Raw genomic sequence first — 25,080 nt, forward strand, 5'->3', positions numbered from 1 at the left:
GGGGGGAACGAGGGGTCGTGGCTATGCGCATTTCCGTCATCGGCACCGGCTACCTGGGCGCGGTCCATGCCGTCGGCATGGCCGAGCTCGGCTACTCGGTGGTCGGCATCGACGTCGACGCGGACAAGGTCGCGGCGCTGTCGCGAGGTGAAGCCCCGTTCTACGAGCCCGGTCTGGACGAGCTGCTGGCCACCCACGTCGCGGCCGGCAACGTCAGCTTCACCACCGATTTCGCGGCCGCGGCCGACGCCGACGTGCACTTCGTCTGCGTCGGCACCCCGCAGCGCCGCGACGGCCTCGCCGCCGACATGTCGTATGTCGAGGGCGCGGTCGACGCGCTGGCGCCGTACCTGACCAAGCCGTGCCTCGTCGTCGGCAAGTCGACCGTCCCGGTGGGCACGGCGGCGGCGCTGGCCGACCGGCTGCTGAAGACCGCGCCCGCCGGTGCCGACGCCGAGCTGGCCTGGAACCCCGAGTTCCTGCGCGAGGGCTTCGCCGTCCAGGACACCCTGCACCCGGACCGGCTGGTCTTCGGCGTCACGTCGGCCGAAGCCGAGGCCACGCTGCGCGAGGTCTACTCCCGCACCATCGCCGCCGGCACGCCGGTCGTGGTCAGCGACCTGCCCACCGCCGAGCTGGTCAAGGTGTCGGCCAACGCGTTCCTGGCCACGAAGATCTCCTTCATTAACGCGATGGCCGAGATCGCCGAGGTCGCCGACGCCGACGTCACGAAGCTCGCCGATGCCCTCGGCCACGACGCCCGCATCGGGCGCAAGTTCCTCAACGCCGGCATCGGCTTCGGCGGCGGCTGCCTGCCCAAGGACATCCGCGCGTTCATGGCCCGCGCCGGCGAACTCGGCGCGTCGCATGCGCTGGCGTTCCTGGCCGAGGTCGACGCCATCAACCTGCGGCGCCGGCAGCGCGTCGTCGACCTCACCCGCGAGCTGGTCGGCGGCAACATCGCCAACAAGCGCGTCGCGGTGCTCGGCGCGGCGTTCAAACCCCACTCCGACGACGTCCGCGACTCGCCCGCACTGAACGTCGCCGGCCAGCTGTACCTGCAGGGCGCCCGGGTCTCCGTCTACGACCCCAAGGCCATCCCGAACGCGCGCAAGATCTTCCCGACGCTCCCGTACGCCGAGTCCGCCCTCGACGCGTGCCGCGGCGCGCATGTCGTGCTGCACCTGACCGAGTGGCCGGAGTTCCGCGCCCTCGACCCGGTCTCGTTGGCCGACGTGGTCGAGACCCCGGTGGTCATCGACGGGCGCAACTGCCTCGACGCCGACGCCTGGCGCGCGGCCGGTTGGACGTATCGCGGGCTCGGCCGCCCCTGACACCCCCTAGCGCAACAGCAAACGCTCAACGGGCCGGCGGCGGGGTCAGCTCCAGCGCCGTCCCCCAGGCCCGGGCAGCCGCAGCGGCGTCGTCGGCGAGCTCGCCGGGCGCCAGCACGACCGAGCCCGCAGCGGGGGCGGTCGAGGTCAGTGGCTCCGAACCCCGCAGGGGCAAGCACCGGTAGCCCAGCCCGGTCAGCTCGCCGCAGGGCTCCGCGCCGATGATCCACGGCCGGTGCTCGGTCACCGTCCGCATCGCGCCGCGCAGCACCTCGCGCACGCCGGCCAGGCCGGCGATTCGGATGATCGCCGGGGTCGATCCGGTGCGGCGCGAGTAGCGGTCCAGCGGCTCCACCAGGACCTCGAACGGCCGCACGGTGCCGCCGAAGGTGGCGGTGCCCGCCGATTCGCCGGCCGCCAGCCGTTCGAGCGCGTACCCGAGGCCATTGAGGTCGGCCAGGTGGTCCGCCCAGGCCGCGACCTCCGGCGCCGGCTCGAAACCGACCACCTCGCGCTCGGTGTAGGCCCGCGCCAGCAGCGCGAACGTGCCGATGCCCGCTCCGACGTCCCACACCGCACCCGGTCCGGCGGTGTCGCACAGTGCCAGGAACCACGCCGTCGTCGTCGACTCGTAGCCGCCGACGCCCGCCCGCTTCAACGTGCGTGCCGCCCGGAAGCCACCCGGCACGTCGACGTGCAACGGCAGCGGCCGTGAGCGGGTACCACCCGGCGGGATCGGCATCGGCGCCCGGAACTCCAGCCGCCGGGTGGGCCGAGCGGGTGCCACCGCTGCGACCCGAGGGCGGCGCCGCGGTGCGGTCACCGCGCGCACGCCCGTAGCCGGTCCCGCCGCCGACGACGACACCACCATCGCTGCCGCCCCCGCCACCGTCGGCGACGGCAGCGGGCGGCTCGTTCCCCACGTCCGCCACGCGCGGCGCAGCCGCCCGCCGAGCCCGCCGACCTCCTGGAGGTCGGGTCCCGGCCCGACGCGAGCATCGCCCCGGTCCGCCGCCGCCCGCAGTTCGGCAGTGGCCTCACGCGCCGCGGCGAGTGCTTCTTCGTAGCCGGTGGCGACCGTCGTGAACGCCGCCCGGGCTCGCGCCCAGTCGGGCTCGGCCCCGTCGGCGGTGACTGCCCGCAGGTTCGTCTCCGCGAGGTCAGCGCGGTCCAGGTGTGGCGGCGTGCGCTGCACCGACAGCCCGGCGACCACCCCGATGCCGGCCGCGTCGTCGATGTACACGGCGTGCAGCAGTTCACACCCGCGCCCGGCCAGTGCGGCCGCCAGCCGCCGGACGGCCGGCTCGACCGGGAGGGCGTCGAGGAGCAGCACCGCGCGCTCGCCCTCGGCCAGGTCGTCCATCCAGGTCAGCGCGCCTGGGCCGTCGTCGACGCATACCTGAACCGTCCGGACGCTCGTGCGAGCGCCGTCCGCGACCCGCAGCCCGGACAGCGCCGGGTGGGCCGGAACCGTCGCCCCGGCCCAGGTGAGGTCGTTCGTCCGCGTCGCCTGAGACGCGAGGAAATCGCCGAACAGCATGCGTGCCCCCCGGGGAAGGAAGGGCCGCAGCCTACCGTTCGTCCGGGTTCACTCCTCGCCGAGCACTTCGCGAGGAACGTCCGTTCCGTCCTGTAGCGCTGCCCACAACTGGCCGGACAGCTCGTCGTCCCAGGTCACCGTGTTGCCGACATTGCCAAGGGGGACGGTGAGGGTGTCGCCGGAGTCGCCGGACACCGCACCGATGCCGCGCACGAAGGCGAACATGTCCAGCGGACCGGTGTCCTCGTCCAGCACCAGGGCGTCGCCGCCGGCCAGCGCCGTGCGGGTCAGTTCGATGGGGTTGAGGATGGTGCCGGCGGAGGTGGCCTTGTCCGCGATGGCGGAGATGAGCTCGCGCTGCCGCTCGACCCGGCCGATGTCCGCGGTGGGGTCGAAGTAGCGGGCGCGGGCGTAGCCGAGGGCGTCGGCGCCGCCCAGCTCCTGGCAGCCGGCCGGCAGGTCGATGTGCGCTTTCTCGTCCTGGATGGCCTCGTCCAGGCACATCTCGACGCCGCCGAGTGCGTCGACGATGCCGGCGAAGCCGCCGAAGCCGATCTGCACGTAGTCGTCGATCGCGACGCCCGTGTTCGCCTCGATGGTCTCGACCAGCAGCGGAGCGCCACCGAACGCGAACGCGGCGTTGATGCGGTTCTCGCCGTGGCCGGGGATGTCGACGACGGAGTCACGCGGGATGCTGACCAGTGCATTACGCGCGCCGCCGCCGGGCACGTGCAGCAGCATGATGGTGTCGGTGCGCTGGCCCTCGACGCTGCCGGTGCCCAGCTCGCTCTGTTCCTCCTCGGTGAGGTCTTCGCGGCTGTCGGAGCCGACCAACAGGAAGACGCGGCCGTCGGAGCGGGCGGAGCCGTGGTCGTCGGGAACGGCGTCGACCTTGTCGATGCGCGACCACACCCACCAGACCAGGACGCCCAGTGCGATGGCGATGACCAGGAGAATGGCCAGTAGCCAGCGGAGGAAGCGGCCGAACCCGGACTTGCGCTTCTTCGGCCGGGCCGGCGGCTCCGGTTCGGGCCGCCGCTGCCGTGCCGGCGGAGTCCGCGGCGGCTCGCCCGGACCGGCGGGCGCGGCTGCGGGCATGACGCTGGTGCCGCCGCGCGGCGGGGGAGCGGGCGCCACCGGTTCGGGGGCAGGCTCCTCATCCCGAGGGGAGTGCGCCACGCCGCCCTGGTACGAGACGCCTGGAACGTTTCCCGCCCGGTAGGTGGTGACCTTGACCTCGGTACCTCTCGCAGCGCCGCCCTGCTCGGGCGGCGTGCCGGATTCGCCGTTGGGTCGCATCACGGCTCGACCATACCTGCGAGGCCGCGCCGGCAGTAACGGTCGTCCTCCCACTTCTGGAGGCTTATCCACCCTAAAACCGCGTCGGTAGCGTGGATAAGCCTCCAGAAGTGGTTCAGATGACGTCGACGTCGGTGCCCTCGGTGAGGCCGAACCGGCGGGCCGCGGAGCCACACCCGACCACCAGCTCGACGAAGCCGGTGCCGGAGCTGCCGATCACCAGGCCCGCCTCGCCCGCGGGAACCTCGGAGAGCCGGCCGTAACAGTGCAGCTTGTGGCTGCCGAGGTCCGCACCGTCGCGGGAGAACGCCACCGCGAGCCGTTCGCCCGGGACGAAGCCGAGGGTGTCCCCGGTGGCGGTCAGTTTGCAGTTGCCGAAGTTGTCGATCAGCCCCACCCGGACCCGCCCCGTCCCGGGTGCGGCCGGCACGTCCGTGGTCGTCGCCGGTACCGGCCGTTCGTCCAGCACCCACTTCGCCAGCAGTGGCAGGTACCACAGGCTGCGGAACTGGGTGGAGGCGACGGCGTCCGCCTCGGGCGGGGCGATACGCGCCCAGGACCCGGCGGCGCCCAGCACCGTCCGGGCGTCGGTCACCTCGACTCGGGTGACGCCGAGGTGAGTGCGCACCATGGACAGCAGTGTCGGGCTGTAGGTGCTGAACACGGTGTGCGGTCCGTGCCGGAACCAGCAGAACGGGGCTCCGTTCTCCCACGTGCCGTCACGTGGCGCGACGTTCACCAGGGTGACCGTCGGGAATCCGTCCTCGCCGAAGTGGCGGGTGGCCAGCAGCATGTCGAGCAAGGTGAGCCCGGCCGACTGTTCCGGCGCCGGGCCGTCCAGCGGGAGCAGTACCGGTGACCGGCCGAAGAGCGCGGCCATGCGCATGCTCAGCCGGGCCTGTGCGTTGGTGTCCGTACAGTCGCTGAGATACGTGATCGGTGGGTACATGCTTCCCCTCGTGCTGATGCCGGGCCCGGACGTCGGGCGGAGAAATCGGGCAACGAAAAAAGGGCCCCCGGATGCGGGAGCCCTCGATGCTGACGTGATGGAACTAGGCCAGCAGCGAACCGCCGCACAGGGGGTGCAGCATTCGCATCATCATCTGGCCGTGCGTCACGCAGTGAACCGTACCCAGGGCGTTCGGGGTGGTCAAGCCACTCGATGGAGCCCGGCCGGCTGGCCTACGCTGGCGGCGTGAACCCTGAAGGCAGGCCAGCGTCGGCGGCTCAGACGAGCCTGTCGCGCATCATGACCGCGCTCGACACCAACCTGCTCGGCACCGTCCACGGCGGCGTGATCATGAAGCTGGTGGACGACGTCGCCGGTGCGGTCGCGCAGCGGCATTCCGGCGGCCCGGCCGTCACGGCCTCCATGGACGAGATGACGTTCCTGGAGCCGGTACACGTCGGCAACCTCGTGCATGCCCACGGCAAGGTCAACTGGACCGGCCGGACGTCGATGGAGGTGGGCGTGCGGGTGGTCGCCGAGCCGTGGGACGAGGTCCGGCCGGCCACGCCGGTCGCCACGGCCTACCTCGTCTTCGTCGCGCTGGATGCGGACGGCAAGCCCCGCGAGGTGCCGCCGGTCATCCCGGAGACCACGGAGGACCGTCGCCGGTTCGCCGAGGCGCAGATCCGCCGGACGCACCGGCTGGCCCGCCGCGAGGCGATCCTGCGCTCGCGCGAGGAGGCCGGCCCGCAGGTGTGACTGCGGACACCGACCCATCGTGAGGCCCCGTGTCACCGATAGTGTGACACCTGAGTGCTTCTGTGACAGATGTGACGGAGGAGACCTCTGGGCTCGGCGCGCCGCCGACGATATCGGTGCCACTCGTGGTGATACTGGCGCAGCGGGGAAGCGACGGGGCCCCGCCGCGAGGTTGCATGTTGGGGGATGTGCATGGGTACTGCGGCACGACCGCCTGATCCTCGGCGGGAGCGAGCCCGCCGGCAGGCCATCGCCGCGCTTCGAGCGCAGCAGGCCGAGGCGACACGGTTCCGCCGCTCCGTGACCCTGATGGCGTTGTCGGTCGTCGCACCGGGCAGCGCACAGCTCATCGCCGGGCACCGCAAGACCGGCAAGATCGTGCTCGGCGTCTTCGCCGGGCTGATGGCCACCACGCTGCTGGTGCTCTGGCTGGTGCCGCTGCAGGACCTCGCCGCCCTGGCGGTTCGCCCGTGGCTGCTCTCCACGTTCAAGGTGTTCGCGTTCGGCATCGCGCTGGTCTGGGTGCTCATCATCATCGACGCCTGGCGGCTCGGTCACCCGCCGGGCCTGAACCAGAAACACCGGCTCATCATGATCGGCGCGACGCTGGCGCTGGCCGCGATGGTGTCGACGCCGTTCGTCGTCGCCGCCCGGTACGCCACCGCCGCGCATGACGCCGTCGTGCAGATGTTCCCCTCCGGCGAGGTAGCCGCGGCCAGCGACGGCCGGCTCAACATCCTGCTGCTCGGTATCGACGCCGGCGACGGCCGCGTAGGCGTGCGGCCGGACAGCATCCACCTGGTCTCCGTCGACGTCCGCACCGGCCAGCCGGCCATGATCAGCCTGCCGCGCAACCTGGAGAACGCCCGCTTCCCCGACGGCACACCGGCCGACGACGAGTTCCCGCGCGGCTTCGCAGGCGACGGCGACGAGTCCGACTACATGCTCAACGCCACCTGGACGTTCGGCGAAGAGAACCCGGAACTGTTCGAAGGGCCCTCCGGCCCTGGGCCGACCGCCGTCAAGCAGGCCGTCGAAGGCACCCTCGGCGTGCCGGTCCACTACTACGCCGCGGTCGACCTGCAGGGCTTCCGCGACCTGGTCGACGCCATCGGCGGCGTCACCATCCGGGTCAACGAGGAGCTGCCGATCGGTGACAAGGGCCGCGTCCTCGAACCCGGGCTGCAGGAGCTCGACGGCTACCACGCGCTCTGGTACGCCCGCTCCCGCGAAGGCTCGTCCGACTACGCCCGGATGGCCCGGCAGCGCTGCGTCATCGGCGCCCTGGTCAACGAAGCCGACCCGCAGACCGTCCTGCGGAACTTCGTCGACCTCACCGAGGCGTCGAAGTCCGTCGTGACCACCGACATCCCCCAACAGGACCTCGCCAACCTCATCGACCTGGCACTGAAGGCCAAGGACCAGGAGATGACGTCGCTGCAGTTCGTGCCGCCGCTGATCGCCCCGGCCGACCCCGACATCGGGCTCATCCAGGAGCAGACCGACGCGATCCTGTCCGGCGACGTCGCCACGGCGTCCAGCGAACCGACCGGGTCGCCGGAGACGTCGGAGTCGTCGGAACCTTCGGAGCCGACCGAAGCGCCGAGCGACGACGAAGAGGCTTCCAGCGACGAGGAGACATCCAGCGACGACGAGGAGGCTTCCCGCGACGGCGAGGCGTCCGAGGAGGAGACGTCCGGTCCCGTCGAGATGTCCTCGGTCTGCTCGTACGAGTGAGATCGGTGGAGCGGGTAAGGTGCTCGCCGACATGAACGCCGCCGATCCCACCCGAACGCCACCCGCGGGCGACCGCGCCTGGCCTGCCGTTTCCGTCATCATGCCCGTGCTCGACGAGGAGCGCCACCTCGCCGAGGCCGTCGCGGGCGTGCTGGCGCAGGAGTATCCGGGCGAGCTCGAGCTGGTGCTCGCGCTCGGCCCGTCGCGCGACGGCACCGATGAGATCGCGCGCGAGCTCGCCGCCGCCGATCCACGGGTGCGGCTGGTCGCCAACCCCGCCGGCCGTACCCCGGCCGGTCTGAACGCTGCCCTCGGTGTGGCCCGGCACGGCATCGTCGTGCGGGTCGACGGGCACGGCGTGCTGTCCGACTCCTACATCCGCACCGCGGTCGAGACGCTGGAGAAGACCGGCGCGGCCAACGTCGGCGGCATCATGCACGCCGAGGGCCAGACCGATTTCGAGCGCGCCGTCGCGTGGGCCTACACGTCGCCGTTCGGGCTGGGCGGCGGCCGGTTCCACGTCGGCGGCGAGGCCGGCCCCGCCGACACCGTCTACCTGGGTGTCTTCCGTCGCGAGGTGCTGGACCAGCTGGGTGGGTTCGACGAGCACTTCCGCCGGGCCCAGGACTGGGAGCTCAACTACCGCATCCGTGCCGCCGGCCACACGGTGTGGTTCACCCCCGAGCTGACCGTCAGCTACCGGCCGCGGCCGCACCTTCGTGCGCTGGCCAAGCAGTTCTTCAAGACCGGGCAGTGGCGGCGCGAGGTCGTCCGCCGCTATACCGACACCGCGAGCGTGCGGTACCTGGCCGCGCCCGCGGTGACGGTCGCGGTCGCCGCCGGGACGGTGGCCGGCGTGGCCGCGCTCGTCGGCGCCCCCGGCTGGCTGCTGCTGGGCTGGCTGGCGCCGGCCGGGTACGCCAGCGGGGTGACGGGGGCGGCGCTGCTGGCCGGGCGCGGCCTCCCTGCCGGGGCCCGGTTGCGACTCCCGGCGGTGCTGGCCACCATGCACCTGACCTGGGGAGCCGGCTTCATCGCGGGGTCGCGTGACGCTGCCCGGTCCCGCCGAGCCCCCGATACCACCGACGACGACGTGCGGCCCCCGGCCCAGGCGGAGGGCCCGGCGACGTGAAGATCCTGATGCTCGTGCAGTCCCCGGTGGCCGGCGACTCGCGCGTGCTTCGTGAGGCGGCCACGCTGGTCGAAGCCGGGCACGAGGTGCACATCGTGGGCCGCGACGTGCCGGCCGGTTTCGACGCCGGCCCGGGTGTCACGGTGGAGTCGGTGAGCCGGTCCCGCGGCATGCGCCCGCCAGGCGCACCCGCCGGCCTGGCCGCGTCGTCGGCGGCGGGACCGCGGGCAGCGGTCCGGCGCACCGGACGCTGGCTGCTGCTACCCGAGCACCGCGACCGCACCGAGCGGCACTGGCGGCAGGCCGCCGCGAAACTGCTGGCCGACCGGCCCGCCTTCGACGTCGTGCACGCCCACGACTACAACACCCTCGAGCTCGGTGTGCAGTTGGCCGACCAGTGGTCCGCCGGGCTCGTCTACGACAGCCACGAGCTGTGGTTCGACCGGGGGCTCCCGGGCCGCCCGACGCCGGTGTCCCGGCTGCGTGGCCGCCGGCACGAGGCGCAGCTGGCGGCCCGCGCCGCCTCGGTGCTGACCGTCAGCGAGGGCATCGCGCAGCGGCTGCGCGGTCGCCGGCTGCCGGACGTGCGCGTGGTTCGCAACACGTTCCCCCTGGGCGACCGGGACGTGCCGCAACTGCCGGACCGGCCCGCCGGCCTCGCCTACGCCGGGCGGATCGGCCCCGGACGTGACCTCGAGGCCGTCGTGGGCGCCGCCGCTCAGCTGAAACCACTGCGCACGGTCCTGGCCGGCCCGGCGGACCCGGGCTACCGCTTCGACCCGAGCGGCGTCGAGGTGCTGCCGCCGATGTCACTGGTCGAGGTCGACCGGCTCTACCAGGAGCTCGGCGTGGCGGTGGTCACCCTCACCGACACCTGCCTGAACCACCGGCTGGCCCTGCCGAACAAGCTCTTTCACGCCGTCCGCGCGGGTGTGCCGGTGGTGGCCGCCAACCTGCCGGAGCTGCATTCGGTCGTGCTCCGCTACGGCATCGGCCGCCTCTACCAGCCCGGAAACGCGTCGTCGCTGGCCACAGCGGTCAGCGCGGTCGCGGCGGATTATGCTGATCACGTAGAAGCCGTGCGCAGTGCGCGGCCCGCGCTGGCCTGGGAGCAGGACGCGCGGGTGCTCGCCGAGACGTACGCCGACCTCGAGGCAGCGTGAGCGTGGTGACACTGTCACGTCGAGCCAGTGGGTGCGGGATTTCGGCACCATGTCGTCTACCCTTGACCCGATCCGGTGCGGATCCCGACGATCCAGCACCTGGCCGCGGTAGAAAGGCAACCCTTCGATGAACGCCACTCGTGTCGACGAGGACTTCACCTCGTCGGTGCATGTGTACGAGCCGCACCGGGCGGGCCTGCCCCGGCTGGGCACGTACATCCGCACCCTGTGGCAGCGCAGGCAGTTCGCCGCGGAGATGTCCCGCGCCAACATCCGGGCCGCGAACACCAACACGTTCTTCGGCCAGATCTGGCTCGTGCTCAACCCGCTGCTGCTGGCCTGTGTGTACTACGTGCTGGTCACCATCCTGCGTGGTGGCAGTGTCGAGGATCCCGCGGCCCGTTTCGTGCACCTGTGCGCCGGGCTGTTCGCGTTCTACTACTTCTCCGGGGCCATGCAGACCGGAGCTTCCAGCGTCGTCGCCGGCGGCAAGCTGCTGCTGAACATGTCGTTCCCCCGGCTGCTGCTGCCGCTGTCGGCGGTGCGCACGGCGTTCTTCCGGTTCCTGCCGACGATGATCGTCTACATCCCGATCCACCTGGCCTTCGGTCAGCCGGTGTCGTGGCAGATGCTGCTGGCCCCGGCGTTCTTGATCCTGCTCACGGTGTTCGGGGCCGGCATGGCCATGATCTTCGCCACCCTGCAGGTGTACTTCCGCGACACCGCCAGCTTCCTGCCGTACTTCGTACGGATGTGGCTGTACCTGTCGCCGGTCCTGTGGTTCCCCGAAGACGCACCCGAGCAGTTCGAATCGCTCATGATCTTCAACCCGCTCTATTCGCTGCTGGGCGGCTGGACCGACCTGCTGGTCCGGGGGGAGATCCCGGAACTGTCCCTCTGGATCGCCGGTGCGGCGTGGTCGTTGGCCGCCGCCGTCATCGGCAGCTTGTTCTTCATGTCGAGGGAGCGCGAGTTTGTCGTCCGTCTCTGAAATGAGCGCCGTGACCACGACCGGGCCTGCCAACGCCGTCCAGGTGGAGAACGTCTCCCTGACCTACCGGACGACGTTCGAACGCGTGCCGACGCTGAAGACTGCGCTGGTGCGCTTCGGCCGCGGCGAGCGCGCGGTCAAGGAGGTCCAGGCCGTCCAGAACGTCTCCTTCGATGTTCCACACGGCAACGCCATCGGCATCATCGGCGCCAACGGCGCCGGCAAGTCGACGCTGATGCGGATGATCGCCGGCATCCTGCCGCCCACCGAGGGCCGCATCCAGGTCAACGGCCGGGTCAGCACGCTGCTGTCGCTCGGCGTCGGCTTCAACGCCGCGCTGTCCGGCCGCGAGAACGTCGTCCTCGGCGGGCTGGCCAGCGGGCTGACCCGCAAGGAGATCCAGGAGCGCTACGAGGAGATCGCCGAGTTCGCCGAGCTCGGTGAGTTCATCGACATGCCGATGCGCACGTACTCCTCCGGCATGTTCCAGCGGCTGGCCTTCTCCGTCGCCGTGCACATGGAACCGGACATCCTGCTGGTCGACGAGGCGCTGTCCGCGGGCGACGCGAAGTTCAAGCAGAAGGCCGCGGGCAAGATGAAGGAGCTGGTGACCAACGCGCGCACCATGTTCCTGGTCAGCCACGCGCTCAGCAGCGTCCGCGACCTCTGCAACGACGCGCTGTGGCTGCACAAGGGTCAGCTCATGATGCGCGGCACCCCCAACGAGGTCGTCGCCGCGTACAACAAGTTCCTGAAGGTCGGCGAGGACGCCTTCAGCCTCGAGGACCTGTGACCTGTGGGGCAGGCGCGAGCTGACGTCGCCATCATCTCGTCGGGACATGATGTCGCCGACGCCCGGCTGCACAAGATCACCGCGGCGCTGCTCCGCCGCGGGCTGAGCGTCGAGATCGCCGGCCTGGGCGACGCCGCGGCCGGACCGCGCGATGCCCGCGTCCGCAGCGTGCCCCGCGGCGGAATGGCCGCCCGGGCCGTCCGCGCCGCCGTCCTGCCGTGGCGGGTGGGCGCGCACGTCCTTGTCACCATCGACCCCGATGTCATCCCGATGGCCCGGGCCGCAGGCGTGGTGCGCCGCCGCAAGGTCGTCGTTGACGTGCACGAGGACTACGCCCGGCTGCTGTCCGACCGGTCCTGGGCCAGCGGTCTGCTCGGGCTCGGCGCCCGCGTGGTGGTGCGCATGAGCACCTCCCTGGCCGCGGGGGCCGACCTGACCGTCGTCGCCGACGGCCACATCCCGCCCCGGACAGCACGCAGGCGGATCGTCGTCGAGAACCTCCCCGACATGGCGCTGCTGTCGCCCGGAGCGCCGGAGTCACAGCCGCGCGCCGTCTACATCGGTGACCTGCGCTCCAGCCGCGGGCTGTTCGACATGGTCGAGACCGTCGCCCTGGCGCCGGACTGGACGCTCGACCTGGTCGGGCCGGTCGCGGCTGCCGACCAGCAGGCGCTGGAGGAGCGCGTCCGGCGGCCCGACGTGGCCGGCCGGGTCCGGATGCACGGCCGGCAGCCACCCGAGCAGGCCTGGCAGATCGCCCGCGGCGCCTGGGCCGGGTTGGTGTTCCTGCACGAGACCCCGGCATTCCGTGAGGCCATGCCGACCAAGCTTTACGAGTACCTCGCCAGCGGCCTGCCGGTGCTGTCGACCCGGCTGCCGCGGCAGACGGCCGTCGTGGAGGAGTCCGGCGGCGGGCTGCTCATCGACGGCCCGGCGCAGGCGGCGGACGTCCTGCGCCGGTGGGCGCATGACCCGGACGAGCTGGAGACGTACCGCAAGGCCGCGCGCCGGTGGTCCGAGCGCAAGCTGTCCGAGCACACGCCGTACGACGAACTGGCCGACGCCGTGGCGGGCCTGATCAAGACCTGACTTCACGCCATGTGCCGTGACGTACAGAAGCGCCGGCGCGCACTGCCCGGACGTCGTCGCCGCGCGTACTTCACCTGATCTTCGATGTGGCACCTCGTCGCCAGCGACCCGACGATCAGGTGACGTCGGAACCACCGGACGCGGCCATCGCGCACCTGATCGCCTCCAGCATGTGGACCGAGAACGATCAGGCGACATACCCAGGCCGTAGCGGCCCTGTAGGTCGGCTGATCGTTACGGGCGTGCCATGCCTCGTTGACCAGGTGGTCAGCGACGGTCGGCGGCGACGGCGCGCTCGCGGATGGCGGCCTGCACTCCCAGCACCACGGTGGGGACCTCGGGACGGCGGGCGAGGTACCAGCCGGCCCGGACCGACCGGGAGTCCAGCGCGATGACGATGTCGGCGGCGCGCACCACGGCCAGGGCGTCCTCGCGGGAACGGAGCCGGGACCAGTACTCGCGGGAGATCTCGTCGGTGCGCAGCTTCTTGACCCTCGCCACCACCGGCGACTTCTTCAGCTTGCGCTTGACGGCGCCGGCCCGGCGCTTCAACCCACCCGCGATCCGCCGCGGCGAGTACGGCGGACGAGCCGGCGGCTTCCGGGCAGGAGCCGCGGGAGCCGCGGGAGCTACCGGGGCAGTCGCCGGTTCGGCCGCCGGGGCGGCCGCGGCCGGGGCGGCCGGGGCGGCCTCGGGGGGCGGTGCGACCGGCATCCGGCCCGGGCCGAGCAGCACGAACTGGCGGACGGTGTCGCCGAGCGGCTCGCGCGGCGGAGCCCACGCGATGACGTCGAGCTCGAGGTCCGGGTCGTCGCCGAGGTCGGCCCGGACGGTGGTGAAGTAGGAGCGCGGCAGCCGGCCGGTGGCGAGCAGGACGACGTTCACGGTGCGGTGACCTCCGGGGCCGGGGTGCCGGCCGGCGTCACGGCCGACCGCAGGGCGGCGATGCGCGGGTCGAGCTGCAGGTCGCGGCGGAACCGGGCGCCGAACTCGCGGGCCTGGCGCCGGGTCTGCTCGTCGGCGGTGCGGGCGGCGTGTGCGGCGTCGGTGAGCGCCCGGGCGACGGACTCCGGCTCCAGGTCGGCGACCGGGAACCACAGCGGGTGCCCGCGCAGCACGTCGGAGGCGGCGTTGATGGGGTCGTGGACCGACACCACCGGCAGCCCGGTGGCGAGGTACTCGAAGACCTTGCCGCTGGTGACGTAGCGCCCGGCGCCGAGGATGAGCAGCTGGACGTCGAGGCCGTCGTAGACCTTGCCGATCTCGGTCTTGCCGACCGGGCCCTGGTAGCTGACGCCGTCGGCGGCGGCGGTGTTGATGGTGGCCAGCATGTCCGCGCGCGGTTGGGCGTAGTAGCCCAGGTAGCCGTGAATGTGCGCCTCGGCGCCGTCGAGCTCGGTGGAGCCGGAGCGGGCGAGCTGCCAGCCGTCGACGAACTCCTTGAGCGGCACCTTCGGCGAGACCGTGCCGATGTAGCCGAAGACCAGCGGGCGATCGCCGACCGGGCCGCGGTCGTGCATGGCCGGTGCCAGCTCGGGGTCGAAACCGTTGGCGACGGTGTGCATCTTGCCCGCGTGCGCGGGGTAGAGGTCGCGATGCCAGTCGCGGATGGGGTCGTTGACGAACCACACCTCGTGGGCGGACTCGACCAGCTTGCGCTCCCACTTCGCGGCGCGGCTGCTCTCGTCGTGCAGGCGCTCGCCGCTGAACACGTCGAGCAGCCAGGCGTCGCGGTAGTCCATGACGTAGGGCACGCGGTGCTTGCGGTGCAGCTTCCACGCGGCCGTGAACGCGACGTGCGGATTGGCGGTGGCGACGACGAGGTCGACCGGGTCGGCGGCGTGGATGCGCTCGGCGGCGGCCTCGATGGTGCCGCGCCACGGGCCGTAGCCGACCTCGGGGAACGGCAGCTGATCGCGACGGGAGCGCAGCTTCGCCCACGCCTTGGGGCGGGTGGCGCGGAAGCGGGACCAGTTGCGCAGGTTGGCTTCGTGGATGGGCCAGTCGAACGGCACCCGGACCACCTGGACCCGCGGGTCGACGCGCTCTTCCAGCGTCGGGTCGGCGCCGGTGAAGCGGATGAAGGTGTCGCGTTCGGCGGTGAGCACGGTGACGCGCCAGCCCTGCTCGGCGAAGCGGTTGGCGGTGGCGAGTGCACGGTAGACTCCCCCACCGCGACACGGCGGGAACCCCCAGGCCACGTAGAGGAGGTGGGGTTGGCCCGCGCGGCCCGTAGCGGGCTGCTGGGAGGTGTCGTGGGTCATCATGTCCCGCACAGGTTACGACAGATCAGCGCGGTGGCGCAGACCGCCGCGGAGGGTTCGGCAGATGCAGGTGAGCTCGGTGGGACAGGTCGCGCGACATCGGCTGCCCGCGCCCGTGGTCGGTGCGCTGGCGGCGGCGAAGCGGCGGCTGCGGTGGCTGCGGCCGGTCGGGCCGGCGCCGGCCTTTCCGCCGGTGCCGCGGACGCCGGTGCGGTTGCTCGTCGGGCCGACCAACTCCGCCGGGCAGGGCTGGGCCTGGGCCCGCAGCGCCGAGCAGGCTGGTGCCGGCGCCACCTGCTTCGCCGTACGCCGCAACAGTTACGGCTTCGCCGACGACTACGGTGCCCCGCTCCCGGTCTACGCGCATCCGCGGTGGCAGCGGGCCCAGCAGCGGTACGTCCTGAATGGGTACACGCATGTCCTGGTGGAGTCGCTGCGGCCGGTGTTCGGGGGTCGCAACGGCCGGGACGCCCGTGGCGACCTGCGGGTGCTGGAGCGTGCCGGAGTGTCGGCCGGGCTGGCCTTCCACGGCTCGGACGTCCGACTGCCCAGCGCGCACGCGGCCCGCGAACGCTGGTCGCCGTTCCACGTCCAGGACGACCTCACCCGGCGGCTGGAGACTCAGGCGCGGCAGGCCGCCGCCGTCGTCGCCGGGTTCGACGGGCCGGTGTACGTCTCCACCCCCGACCTGCTCACGTACCTGCCCGGAGCCACCTGGTTGCCGGTCGTCGTCGACGTCGAGCGCTGGGCCACCTCGGAGCCGGTGCTGGAGCGCTCGCGGCCGCTGGTCATGCACGCGCCGTCCAACCCGAGGCTCAAGGGGACCGAGGCGATCGAGACGGCGCTGCACCGGCTGGCAGGTACCGGGCTGATCGAGTACCGGCGGCTGGAGGGCGTGCCCAACGACCGCATGCCGGCCGCCCTGGCCGAGGCGGACATCGTCGTCGACCAGCTCGTCATGGGCCTGTACGGCGTCGGCGCGTGCGAGGCGATGGCGGCCGGCCGGGTGGTGGTGTCCTACGTCGGCGACGACGTGCGCGCGCGGGTGCGAGCCACGACCGGCCTGGACCTGCCGGTGGCCGAGGCCGGACCCGACACGCTCGCGGACGTCGTGGCCGGAATCGTCACGGACCGCGACGCCGCCCGTGAACTCGCCGCCGCCGGGCCGGGCTTCGTCCGCGAGGTGCACGACGGCTCGCGCGCGGCCGCCGCGCTGGCAGGCTGGCTGTTCCCGGCGGGCTGACTACGCGGCCGAGGGTGGCCGGCGGGCGCAAGGGTGTAACAATCGTGCATCGTCGAAACAACGCAACCGAGGAGAGTTGGTTTGGCCCCCCGTATCGCCGAGTCGGCCGACGTCGACGCCAGCGCCGAGATCGGCGACGGGTCGTCGGTCTGGCATCTGGCCCAGGTCCGTGAGAAGGCCGCGCTCGGTCGCGGTTGCGTCGTCGGACGCGGCGCCTACATCGGCACCGGTGTCCGCGCCGGCGACAACTGCAAGATCCAGAACTACGCCCTCGTGTACGAGCCGGCCGTGCTCGAGGACGGCGTGTTCGTCGGCCCGGCCGCGGTGCTGACCAACGACACCTTCCCGCGCGCGATCAACCCCGACGGCTCGGCCAAGAGCGCCGCCGACTGGGACGCCGTCGGGGTGGTGCTGCGCGAAGGATGCTCCGTCGGAGCGCGCGCTGTGTGTGTGGCGCCGGTCACCGTGGGTCGATGGGCTACCGTAGCCGCCGGAGCGGTCGTCACCCGGGACGTTCCGGACTTCGCGCTGGTCGTGGGGGTTCCGGCCCGGCGGGTCGCCTGGGTGGGACGCGCCGGAGTCCCGCTGGAGGATGCCGGCGAGGGCCGGTGGCGCTGTCCGCGCACCGGTGAGCAGTACGTCGAAGAGGACGGGCACCTGCGGGAGACCGTTCGGAGCACGGAGGACAACTCATGAGCACCAGCCCGATCCCGGCCGCGAAGCCGATCATCGGCGACGAGGAACGCGCGGCGGTCGATCGCGTGCTGCGCAGCGGCATGGTGGCGCAGGGCCCCGAGGTCGCGGCGTTCGAGACCGAGTTCAGTGAGGCCCTGGTCGGCGGCCGCGCCTGTGTGGCGGTCAACTCCGGCACGTCCGGGCTGCACCTGGGCCTGCTGGCGGCCGGCGTCGGCCCGGGCGACGAGGTCATCGTCCCGTCGTTCACGTTCGCCGCCACCGCGAACTCCGTCGCTCTGACCGGTGCGACGCCGGTCTTCGCCGACATCGAGCCCCGGTACTTCTGCGTGGACCCGGCCGCCGTCGAAGCCGCCATCACCGAGCGCACGGTCGGCATCATGCCGGTGCACCTCTACGGTCACCCGGCCGACATGACGGCACTGGGCGAGCTCGCGCAGCGGCGCGGCCTGAAGCTGTTCGAGGACGCCGCTCAGGCGCACGCGGCCACCTGGAAGGGCGCGCCGGTCGGCTCGTTCGGCACGTTCGCCATGTTCAGCCTCTACCCGACCAAGAACATGACGTCCGGCGAGGGCGGCATGGTCAGCACCGGCGATCCCGAGATCGAGCGGCGGCTGCGGCTGCTGCGTAACCAGGGCATGCAGCGTCAGTACGAGAACGAGCTGGTCGGGCTGAACAACCGGATGACGGACATCCACGCCGCCATCGGGCGGGTGCAGCTGACCAAGGTGGGCGGCTGGACGAAGCAGCGGCAGGAGAACGCCGCGTTCCTCGACGCGAACCTCGACGGCGTCGTGGTGCCGCCGGTGTCCGAGCACGCCACGCACGTCTACCACCAGTACACGATCCGGGTGGCCGCCGACCGCGACGGTTTCGTCACGGCGCTGCGCGAGGAGCACGGCGTCGGCTGCGGCGTCTACTACCCGATCCCCAACCACCGGCTGCCGTCGTTCGGTCGCGACGCGGACCTGCCCGAGACGGAGAAGGCGGCCGCCGAGGTCATCTCGCTGCCGGTGCATCCGTCGCTGAGCGCGGCGGACCTCGAGCGGATCGTGACGGCCGTCAACACCCTGGCGAAGGCGGGCGCCTGATGACGAACCTGCGAGCCGGCCTCATTGGCCTCGGCATGATGGGCCGCCACCACGCCCGGGTGCTGCGTTCCCTCGACGGTGTCGACCTCGTGGGCGTGGCCGACCCGGCCGGCGACCCGCACGGTGTCGCCGGCGGACTGGGCGTCCTGCCGGACATCGAGTCGCTGATCGCGCTGGGCATCGACTACTGCGTCGTCGCCACGCCCACGGCCTACCACGAGGAACTGGGCCTGGCGCTGGCCGCGGCCGGCGTCCACGCGCTGATCGAGAAGCCGCTGGCCAAGGACGCCGTCGGATCGGCCAAGCTGACCGAGGCGTTCGAGCAGGCCGGCCTGGTCGGCGCCGTCGGGCACATCGAGCGGTTCAACCCCGCGCTGCAGAGCCTGCGCTCGAGGCTGGCCGCGGGCGAGCTGGGCGAGATCTACCAGATCATCACCCGTCGGCAGGGCCCGTTCCCGGCCCGTATCGCCGATGTCGGCGTGGTGAAGGACCTCGGCACGCACGACATCGACCTGACCGCCTGGGTGGTCGGCTCACCGTACGCGTCGGTGTCCGCCCGCACCGCGTACAAGAGCGGCCGCGAGCACGAGGACCTGGTCGCGGTCACCGGCCAGCTGGCCGACGGCACCGTCACCAGCCACCTGGTGAACTGGCTGTCGCCGATGAAGGAGCGGGTCACCATCGTCACCGGCGACCGGGGCGCGTACATCGCCGACACCCTGCACGCCGACCTCACCTTCCACGCCAATGGCTCGATCCCGACGGCGTGGAGCGACCTGGCCCAGTTCCGTGGTGTCAGCGAGGGTGACGTCGTGCGGTACGCCATCTCCAAGCCGGAGCCGCTGCGCACCGAGCACGAGGTCTTCCGCGACGCCGTACTGGGCAAGGACACCGAGGTGGTCACCATGCGCCAGGGGCTGGCGACGGTGGCCGTGGCCGAGGCCGTGCTGGCGTCGGCCCGTGAGGGTCGCACCATCGCCGTGGACGTCGACGGTCGCTGAATCGTCACCGCGCGCCCGCCCGCCCGCCGCGGCTTCGGCGGTCGGGCGGGTGCGTGATTTGCGGCAATGCAACCGGATCCGGGTCCGCTGCGTCTTTGAGTACAGCGGTCACGCCCGGAGACCTGACACCTGCTGAGCCCTGAGCGCTCTCGCGGCTGCCCGCGCAGCCGTCCCATCGAGCGTCCGGAGTTCACCATGGTCAGAGCCGCTTGGCCGGCGTTCCTGTTCGCCGTGCTCGTCGTCGCGGCCGGTTGCGCTCCCGACGACGAGGAGCTGTCGGCCGTGGCTGCCCGGCCGGGGGTTCCCGTCGCGGCGCCGGCGGCACCCGCGCCACCCCCGGGGAAGGCAGGAAGCGCCGACGGTCCGCCACTCGGCCGGGCGACGGTCACCGACCCCGAGACCGCACCGTACGGGTCCGGCCGGCTCGGGCCGTGGGAGGGGAAGGGCCGCGAGCTCAGCACGCCGGAGCAGTTCCGGACGGTCGCGGCGTCCGACGGCGTGCTCATGGTGGGCGACTCGATCGCCGGTGCGACCGCTCGCGAGTGCGCTGCCCGCTTCGGCGCTCAGCACGGCCTCGCCACCGCCGTCAACACCTGGAACAGCCGGCCCACCGCTCCGGCCGCGGACTGGATCGTCGCCCACCCGGAGCTGATCCCCGGCCGCGGCATCGTCGTGGTCGCAGGTGCGAACGACATCTTCGATCCTGCCGACTGGTGGCGCCAGGTCGAGCGGGTGGTGGCCGCGGCGGCCGGGAAGCCCGTGTACTGGCTGACCGTCCACGTCGACCGCTGGGGTATGCCGGCGGACGTGCGCGACGCCGACCGCCAGAACTCGGACTGGATCAACGACCAGCTTCACTGGCAGGCCGGCCGCCATCCCCAGCTGGTGCTGGTCGACTGGCAGGCGGTGGTGGCGAGCGACGAGACGACTCTGCTCGACGACGGCGTCCACCCCAGCGTCGCCGGCGTCGACGCCTGGTGCGGCCTGGTCGAGTCGGCGTTGGGGTTGGATTCCCGCTGATTCCGGTGTGGTCCCTGCTCGCGCCGCCCGAGCCATGCAACGAGGTCGCCTTGGGCGGCGGCATCGGCGCCTCCGATCGAACGTCTCCCTCACTTGCGGCAGTCCTACATGCCACGCGCCCGAGCCACCGCTCAGTGCGACACCTCCGTCCCGGAGCCCGCACGGTGCTGCGCACTCACGCCGGCGAGCTGGCTTCCGCCCTCGTCTTGAGCGCTTCGTCCAGCAGCCGGAAGCTTTCGAGGGTGCTGTCGATCGTCTTGCCGAGGAAGGGCACCAGCAACCCCGAGAACGTCTCAGCCTGCTGCACCCGTGTCACGCCGTCGTGAAACGCCATGACAAAGCGGTGCTCTCCGTCGAACACCCCTGGCACGAAGAGCCGGCCCACCCATCGCAGTTCCATTCCTTTCGCTGCGACGCGCACCGTCGGGCGGAACGTGATCGGTCTGCCACCGCCTGCGGGGTACATCCGCAGCATGAGACGTTCCCCAGCACGAGCTTGCCCGGCGGCTTCGCGGATGAACGGGTTCCACTGCGCGTAGCCAGCGAAGTCCGTCAGGACATCCCACACGACCTCGGGCGGCGCCTTGATCTCGACCGACGTGGCAATCTCGCGCATCTTTGTGCCTCCCAGGAGAAATGGTCGTTCCCAGAGCGCGCATCACGATTCCGGCGCCGGATGAGAACTCCCTAAGGCCGACTTAGGAATCCGATGACAATGGCGACGGCTCCCGCGTCGATGCCTGGTGCGGCCTGGTCGAGTCGGCGTTGGGGGTTGATTCCCGCTGATTTCGGTGTGGTCCCTGCTCGCGCGGCCCGAGCCATGCAACCAGGTCGCCCTCTCGCGGGTGTTCACCTGTGACATCGAACACAACGGCGTGTTGGAGGGGCGGATGCTCGTCTTCTGTTGGTTTGCGGTGCGCCGCCCGCTGCCGGAGCATTCCGAGCTGTTCCTGACTCGCATCGAGCGGTTCGCCGCCACCCGCACGAACCCGCAGTGGACTCGGGTGCTGCACCACGGCCCGGGCTGGGGGCTGTTCGCTGCTGCCCCGGCCGCGGGCGGCTGGCGGTGGGAGCTGGTCGCGGACGACGACGAGCTGACCGCCGTCTCCACGGCGCCTCCGGTCGGGCTCGGACCGGATGCCGTCGCCGCCGGTCCGGCCGCGCTGGGCCGGGCGGCACTGCGCGGGGACGCCGGCCCTGGCACCGACGTCGTCCCGCCGTTCGGGCTGTTCGCGCTGGACCGGGCGGCGGGCCGGTTCGCCCTACGGCAGGACTGGCTGGGTATGGCCCGGCTGTTCGAGTACACCTCCCAGGGCCTGATGACGTTCTCCAGCAGTCCGGTGATGCCGCCCTACGTGCTCGGTGACCGGCTGGTGCCGGACGAGGACGGCTGGGCCCGCTTCCTGGGCGGCGGCATCTTCAGCGGCTCCAGCACCCCGGTGCGAGGCGTGCAGCGCCTCCCCGCCGGCGCTGTCCGCACCGGTCGGCGGCTCGACGACGGCACCTGGCACACCGACCGGGCGCACGGTGACCGCATCGACGACCTACTCACCGGTGTGCGGCCGCCGATGGCCGAGTCACTGACGTCGACGGCGTCCGGTCTGCGCCGGGCCGGCAGCGGCCTGGCGGCTCTCTGGCACGGCGACGTCCGCCTCGGGCTGTCCGGTGGCAAGGACTCCCGCCTGGTGGCTGCCGTGCTGGTGGCGGGCGGCCTGCGCCCGAGGTTGTTCACCCGCGACGACAACCCCGCCGAGACCGAGACCGCGCGGCAGCTCGTCGCTCTGGCACGTGACGCCCACGGCGTCCAGCTGCACCACGACATCGTCGCTCCCGTCACGAAGGCCCGCGTCGGCGTGGACAGCCTGGCCGAGCGGGCGCGCCAGCTGCTGCGGCGCTACGACTTCGGCTACGGCAGCAGCTACCTGCTCCGCCCGGCCGTCGGTACGGCATGGCCGGCTGCCCTTGGTGCGCCGGTGGTCGGGGGAGCGATGGGCGAGATCGCGACCGCCCGCTGGATCCCGCCGGCCTGGCCGGACGAGGCCGGCCTCGTCGACGGCACGGCGCTGCGTGCTGTCCTGACCCAGGTGCTGGCCGCGGAGGTGCGGCCGGAGTGGCAGACCCACGACACCCGCCGCCGACTGGCCGTCGCGGTCGAAGAGGTGGTCGACCGGGCCGGCCGGCTCGGGCTCGACCCCGTCGGCACCGTCCACCTGGCGTACCTGGCCGAACGGATGCGCGTGTGGAGCACAGCCGGCTTCCACGTCAACCAGGTGACGCCGCTGCTGACGGCCGAGTTCGTCCGGGCGGCGTTCGCGATGTCGCTGACGCAGAAGCGGGTACGGGCGATTCACACCGGGCTGATCGACTCGCTGGTTCCGGAGTGGTCCGGCGTGCCGTTCGTCCCGAACACGGCTGGGCTGGCGCCGGCGGCGATCCCGCGGATCTGGGACGGCGACGGTACCGACGTCCTGGGCGCGATCGTGGCCCGCCCGCCCGGCCCGCTGCTCGACCTGGTCGACCGGGTGAGCATCGAGGACGCGTTCGCCCGGGTGCGCTGCGGCGCCGGCACCGGCCGGGACGACGCCGCGCTGCGTAACGTCGTCGTGCTGGCCACGGCCGAGGACCTGTTCGACGAGTTCAACGCCGAGGTGCGCGCGTTGGTGCAGGTGCCCCGCCCGGCGCCGGTTCTGGTACCGCCGCGGTCGCGATACCGGCGGCGCCGTCGCCGGGTGGCCAAGGCGTTGCCGCGGCCGGTGCTGGAGGTCGCGCTACAGGCTCGCGACCTGGCCCGCGGCCGTAGCGCCGCCGGCCGCTGAGGCCTCAGTGGCCGGCCGACTCGGCCCTGTCGACCTGCTCGGCGATGTACGGCGCGAGGGCACGGGAATACTCGTCGGTGAGGTGGCTCGTGTCGCGATAGACGATCACGTCGCCCACCACGGGATAGCACCAGTCCTGGTCGCAGAACCGGTCGGTCAGGTCGATGAGGTGCACCTTCGGGTCGTCCAGCTCGCGCACGGCGTCGGTCTGCGGGTCCTCCGGCAGCGCCTCGGCCGGCGTCGCGCACGCCGTGGGCTCCGGGTTCGCGGCCAGACAGTTCGGAATGCTGCTGTCCTCCTTCGCCGGCGGCACGTCGCGGATGACGTAGACCTCCTTGTCCGCGCCAGCCCAGGACTCCCAGGCCACCGCGAATCCGTCCCGGGCGGGGTCCTCGAGCGGCTTCTCGCCGTCGCTGAACTCGTAGGCGCTGCTGTATGCGGACACGAACACCGCGGAGATGCGCTCGTCGGCGGCGATCTGCTCCCGGACCTCGCGGCCCCACTCCAGGCAACTCGCGGAGGCGTCGTCGGTCTCTTCGTCGGGCAGCAGCCGACGGGCCTCGGTGACCGGGCACGACGCCTTCGTGTAGGTGACGACCTGCCAGTCGCGTTCCTCGCCGAGTGCGTCGAAGGCGGCGAACCAGTGCGTGGTGTGTGAGTCGCCGACCAGCGCGACCACCTGTTGGGGGGTGTCCGACTCGGAGCCGATGGTGCAGGTCTTGACCTCGGTGTCGTCGATGCCCTGCTGGCAGCCGGGGTAGGTCGCGGCCTGGTTCTGCTCGACCACGACCTCCGGCGGCACCACCAGCTCGCCTTCGCCGACGGGGGAGCCGCATTCGCCGTCCAGAGCGGCCGGCCCGACGCACCCGGTGCCGGCGGCGGCGAAGACGTCGCCCGCGCGCAGGTGGTCGGCGGCCGCGGCCGCGGCTTCGGCACGCCGGTCCAGCTCGGTGGTGATGCCGACGGTGCCGGCGACCACGATCGCCATGCCGGCGGCGGCGAAGGCGAAGCTGCGCCAAGGCATCGCCGACAGCGTGCTCTGGCGTCGCATCGGGTCCTCGACGTAGACCTTGCTCAGCCAGGCCAGCACGAGCGTCGCGGCAAAGATGCCGAGCTTGTCGCCGGTACGCAGGCCGGTGCCGGTGACGTGCGGCAAGCAGACGATGAGCGGCCAGTGCCACAGGTACACCGAGTACGAGATGTCGCCGACGAACGTCATGGGCTGCCGCGACAACAGCCACCCCGGTGTCAGTGGCGTCGCCGAGTTGCCGGCCGCGATGACCGCCGCCGTACCCAGTACCGGCAGCAGCGCCACCCAGCTGGGGAACAGGGTGTCGCCGTCGAACAGCGCACCGGCGGCGACGACCGCGGTCAGCCCGGCGCCGCCGAGCAGCACGTGCACGGACCGCCGGTGCACCGTGCCGACCAGTCCCAGCCCGAGCAGCGCCCCGGCGGCGAACTCCCAGACCCGGGTCGGGGTGATGAAGTACGCGCTGGACGGCTCTCGTGCCGTCGCCACCACGGACCACGCCAGCGACGTCGCGCCCAGCACGCCGATGCCCGTGGCCAGGACTGCCCGGGTACCGAACCGGGACACCAACGCGAACCGCCGGGTCGCCAGCACGAGGGCGAGCACCAGCAGCGGCCACAGGACGTAGAACTGCTCCTCCACCGACAGCGACCAGTAGTGCTGGGCCACCGTGGGCACGTTGTCCTGCGCCATGTAGTCGACGGCGTCGCCGGCCAGCGCCCAGTTCTGGACGTACAGCGCGCTGGCGGCGAGTTGGCGGGCGGTGTCGCTCCACACCGTCGCCGGCAGGAACAGCACCGTCGCCACCGCGCTCACGGCGAGGACCAGCAGCGACGCCGGCAGCAGCCGGCGGATGCGGCGGGCCCAGAAGCGGCGCAGCGAGATGGTGCCGGTGCGCTCGACCTCGCGGACGATGTGCGCGGTGATGAGGTATCCGGAGATGACGAAGAAGACGTCGACGCCGACGAAACCGCCGGTCAACTGGTCCGGCCACAGATGGAACACCACCACCAGCAGCACCGCGACGGCGCGCAGGCCCTGGATCTCCGGCTGGAACCCGCCGTGACCGGTGGCGGCCCCGCGTTCCGGGGTTGTCGGCGACGGCGTCGAGGAGGCGGTGACGGGCGCTGTCACAG

General features: G+C 72.2%; 21 protein-coding genes. 14 read left to right on the plus strand and 7 right to left on the minus strand.

Translation table 11 applies throughout. From position 1 onward, the window contains the following. Positions 1-23: 23 nt before the first annotated feature. Positions 24-1,334 (plus strand): UDP-glucose dehydrogenase family protein, encoded by a 1,311-nt coding sequence (locus tag JIAGA_RS0114565; protein ID WP_035812550.1) that lies wholly within the window; start codon positions 24-26, stop codon positions 1,332-1,334. Between the two features lie 25 nt (positions 1,335-1,359). On the opposite strand, the gene JIAGA_RS33160 is transcribed toward JIAGA_RS0114565, so the two are convergent. The 3 genes from JIAGA_RS33160 to JIAGA_RS0114580 all read right to left on the minus strand — a co-directional run bounded on the left by JIAGA_RS33160 (position 1,360) and on the right by JIAGA_RS0114580 (position 5,122). Next, positions 1,360-2,874: a class I SAM-dependent methyltransferase gene (locus JIAGA_RS33160; protein WP_026876236.1), complete on the minus strand. Its 1,515-nt coding sequence runs from the start codon at positions 2,872-2,874 to the stop codon at positions 1,360-1,362. A 48-nt stretch (positions 2,875-2,922) separates the two neighbouring features. Continuing rightward, on the minus strand, positions 2,923-4,173 hold the full coding sequence (locus JIAGA_RS29840; protein WP_245597268.1) for an LCP family protein: 1,251 nt from the start codon (positions 4,171-4,173) through the stop codon (positions 2,923-2,925). Between the two features lie 115 nt (positions 4,174-4,288). Beyond that, entirely contained in the window at positions 4,289-5,122 is an 834-nt protein-coding gene (locus JIAGA_RS0114580; RefSeq protein WP_035812551.1) for an SAM hydroxide adenosyltransferase, read from the minus strand. A 213-nt stretch (positions 5,123-5,335) separates the two neighbouring features. Between JIAGA_RS0114580 and JIAGA_RS0114585 the strand changes: the two genes are divergently transcribed. From JIAGA_RS0114585 to JIAGA_RS0114615, 7 genes are all read left to right on the plus strand, one after another. After that, positions 5,336-5,881: a hotdog domain-containing protein gene (locus JIAGA_RS0114585; protein ID WP_051426095.1), complete on the plus strand. Its 546-nt coding sequence runs from the start codon at positions 5,336-5,338 to the stop codon at positions 5,879-5,881. Between the two features lie 192 nt (positions 5,882-6,073). Further along, positions 6,074-7,618, plus strand: coding sequence for an LCP family protein (locus JIAGA_RS29845; RefSeq protein ID WP_169738870.1), 1,545 nt, complete (start codon positions 6,074-6,076; stop codon positions 7,616-7,618). Positions 7,619-7,649: 31 nt separating this feature from the next. Continuing rightward, positions 7,650-8,750, plus strand: coding sequence for a glycosyltransferase family 2 protein (locus tag JIAGA_RS29850; protein ID WP_051426662.1), 1,101 nt, complete (start codon positions 7,650-7,652; stop codon positions 8,748-8,750). Beyond that, positions 8,747-9,913, plus strand: a complete 1,167-nt coding sequence (locus JIAGA_RS0114600; RefSeq protein WP_026876239.1) for a glycosyltransferase — start codon at positions 8,747-8,749, stop codon at positions 9,911-9,913. The genes JIAGA_RS29850 and JIAGA_RS0114600 overlap by 4 nt, the downstream gene beginning before the upstream one ends. A gap of 127 nt (positions 9,914-10,040) precedes the next feature. Beyond that, positions 10,041-10,904, plus strand: a complete 864-nt coding sequence (locus JIAGA_RS0114605) for an ABC transporter permease (RefSeq protein ID WP_026876240.1) — start codon at positions 10,041-10,043, stop codon at positions 10,902-10,904. Position 10,905: 1 nt separating this feature from the next. Further along, complete coding sequence (locus JIAGA_RS0114610; protein ID WP_035812552.1) at positions 10,906-11,697, plus strand: ABC transporter ATP-binding protein; 792 nt, start codon at positions 10,906-10,908, stop codon at positions 11,695-11,697. A 3-nt stretch (positions 11,698-11,700) separates the two neighbouring features. After that, complete coding sequence (locus JIAGA_RS0114615) at positions 11,701-12,786, plus strand: glycosyltransferase (protein ID WP_026876242.1); 1,086 nt, start codon at positions 11,701-11,703, stop codon at positions 12,784-12,786. 267 nt (positions 12,787-13,053) lie between these two features. Here the strand turns inward: JIAGA_RS0114615 and JIAGA_RS29855 are convergent, their stop codons facing one another. Beyond that, entirely contained in the window at positions 13,054-13,671 is a 618-nt protein-coding gene (locus JIAGA_RS29855; RefSeq protein ID WP_035812553.1) for a hypothetical protein, read from the minus strand. Continuing rightward, positions 13,668-15,053: a glycosyltransferase gene (locus JIAGA_RS0114625; RefSeq protein ID WP_211239666.1), complete on the minus strand. Its 1,386-nt coding sequence runs from the start codon at positions 15,051-15,053 to the stop codon at positions 13,668-13,670. The genes JIAGA_RS29855 and JIAGA_RS0114625 overlap by 4 nt, the downstream gene beginning before the upstream one ends. 61 nt (positions 15,054-15,114) lie before the next feature. Between JIAGA_RS0114625 and JIAGA_RS29860 the strand changes: the two genes are divergently transcribed. The 5 genes from JIAGA_RS29860 to JIAGA_RS0114650 all read left to right on the plus strand — a co-directional run bounded on the left by JIAGA_RS29860 (position 15,115) and on the right by JIAGA_RS0114650 (position 20,098). After that, a complete protein-coding gene (locus JIAGA_RS29860) occupies positions 15,115-16,293 on the plus strand; it encodes a glycosyltransferase family protein (RefSeq protein ID WP_051426097.1) in 1,179 nt (392 codons plus the stop codon). Between the two features lie 81 nt (positions 16,294-16,374). After that, positions 16,375-16,989, plus strand: a complete 615-nt coding sequence (locus JIAGA_RS0114635) for an acyltransferase (RefSeq protein WP_026876244.1) — start codon at positions 16,375-16,377, stop codon at positions 16,987-16,989. Continuing rightward, entirely contained in the window at positions 16,986-18,077 is a 1,092-nt protein-coding gene (locus JIAGA_RS0114640) for a DegT/DnrJ/EryC1/StrS family aminotransferase (protein ID WP_026876245.1), read from the plus strand. The genes JIAGA_RS0114635 and JIAGA_RS0114640 overlap by 4 nt, the downstream gene beginning before the upstream one ends. Next, positions 18,077-19,078 (plus strand): Gfo/Idh/MocA family protein, encoded by a 1,002-nt coding sequence (locus JIAGA_RS0114645; RefSeq protein ID WP_026876246.1) that lies wholly within the window; start codon positions 18,077-18,079, stop codon positions 19,076-19,078. Before JIAGA_RS0114640 ends, JIAGA_RS0114645 begins: the two co-directional genes overlap by 1 nt. A 195-nt stretch (positions 19,079-19,273) precedes the next feature. Continuing rightward, positions 19,274-20,098 (plus strand): SGNH/GDSL hydrolase family protein, encoded by an 825-nt coding sequence (locus JIAGA_RS0114650; protein WP_026876247.1) that lies wholly within the window; start codon positions 19,274-19,276, stop codon positions 20,096-20,098. 175 nt (positions 20,099-20,273) lie between these two features. Here JIAGA_RS0114650 and JIAGA_RS0114655 read toward each other — a convergent pair whose 3' ends face one another. Continuing rightward, complete coding sequence (locus tag JIAGA_RS0114655; protein ID WP_026876248.1) at positions 20,274-20,714, minus strand: SRPBCC domain-containing protein; 441 nt, start codon at positions 20,712-20,714, stop codon at positions 20,274-20,276. 274 nt (positions 20,715-20,988) lie between these two features. Here JIAGA_RS0114655 and JIAGA_RS0114660 point away from each other — a divergent pair, with 274 nt between their 5' ends. After that, positions 20,989-22,914, plus strand: coding sequence for an asparagine synthetase B family protein (locus tag JIAGA_RS0114660; RefSeq protein ID WP_157553171.1), 1,926 nt, complete (start codon positions 20,989-20,991; stop codon positions 22,912-22,914). Between the two features lie 4 nt (positions 22,915-22,918). On the opposite strand, the gene JIAGA_RS29865 is transcribed toward JIAGA_RS0114660, so the two are convergent. Continuing rightward, on the minus strand, positions 22,919-25,078 hold the full coding sequence (locus JIAGA_RS29865) for an acyltransferase family protein (RefSeq protein WP_051426099.1): 2,160 nt from the start codon (positions 25,076-25,078) through the stop codon (positions 22,919-22,921). Between the last annotated feature and the right edge of the window lie 2 nt (positions 25,079-25,080).

The sequence above is a fragment of the Jiangella gansuensis DSM 44835 genome (assembly GCF_000515395.1).
In the GTDB taxonomy this organism is placed as follows: domain Bacteria; phylum Actinomycetota; class Actinomycetes; order Jiangellales; family Jiangellaceae; genus Jiangella; species Jiangella gansuensis.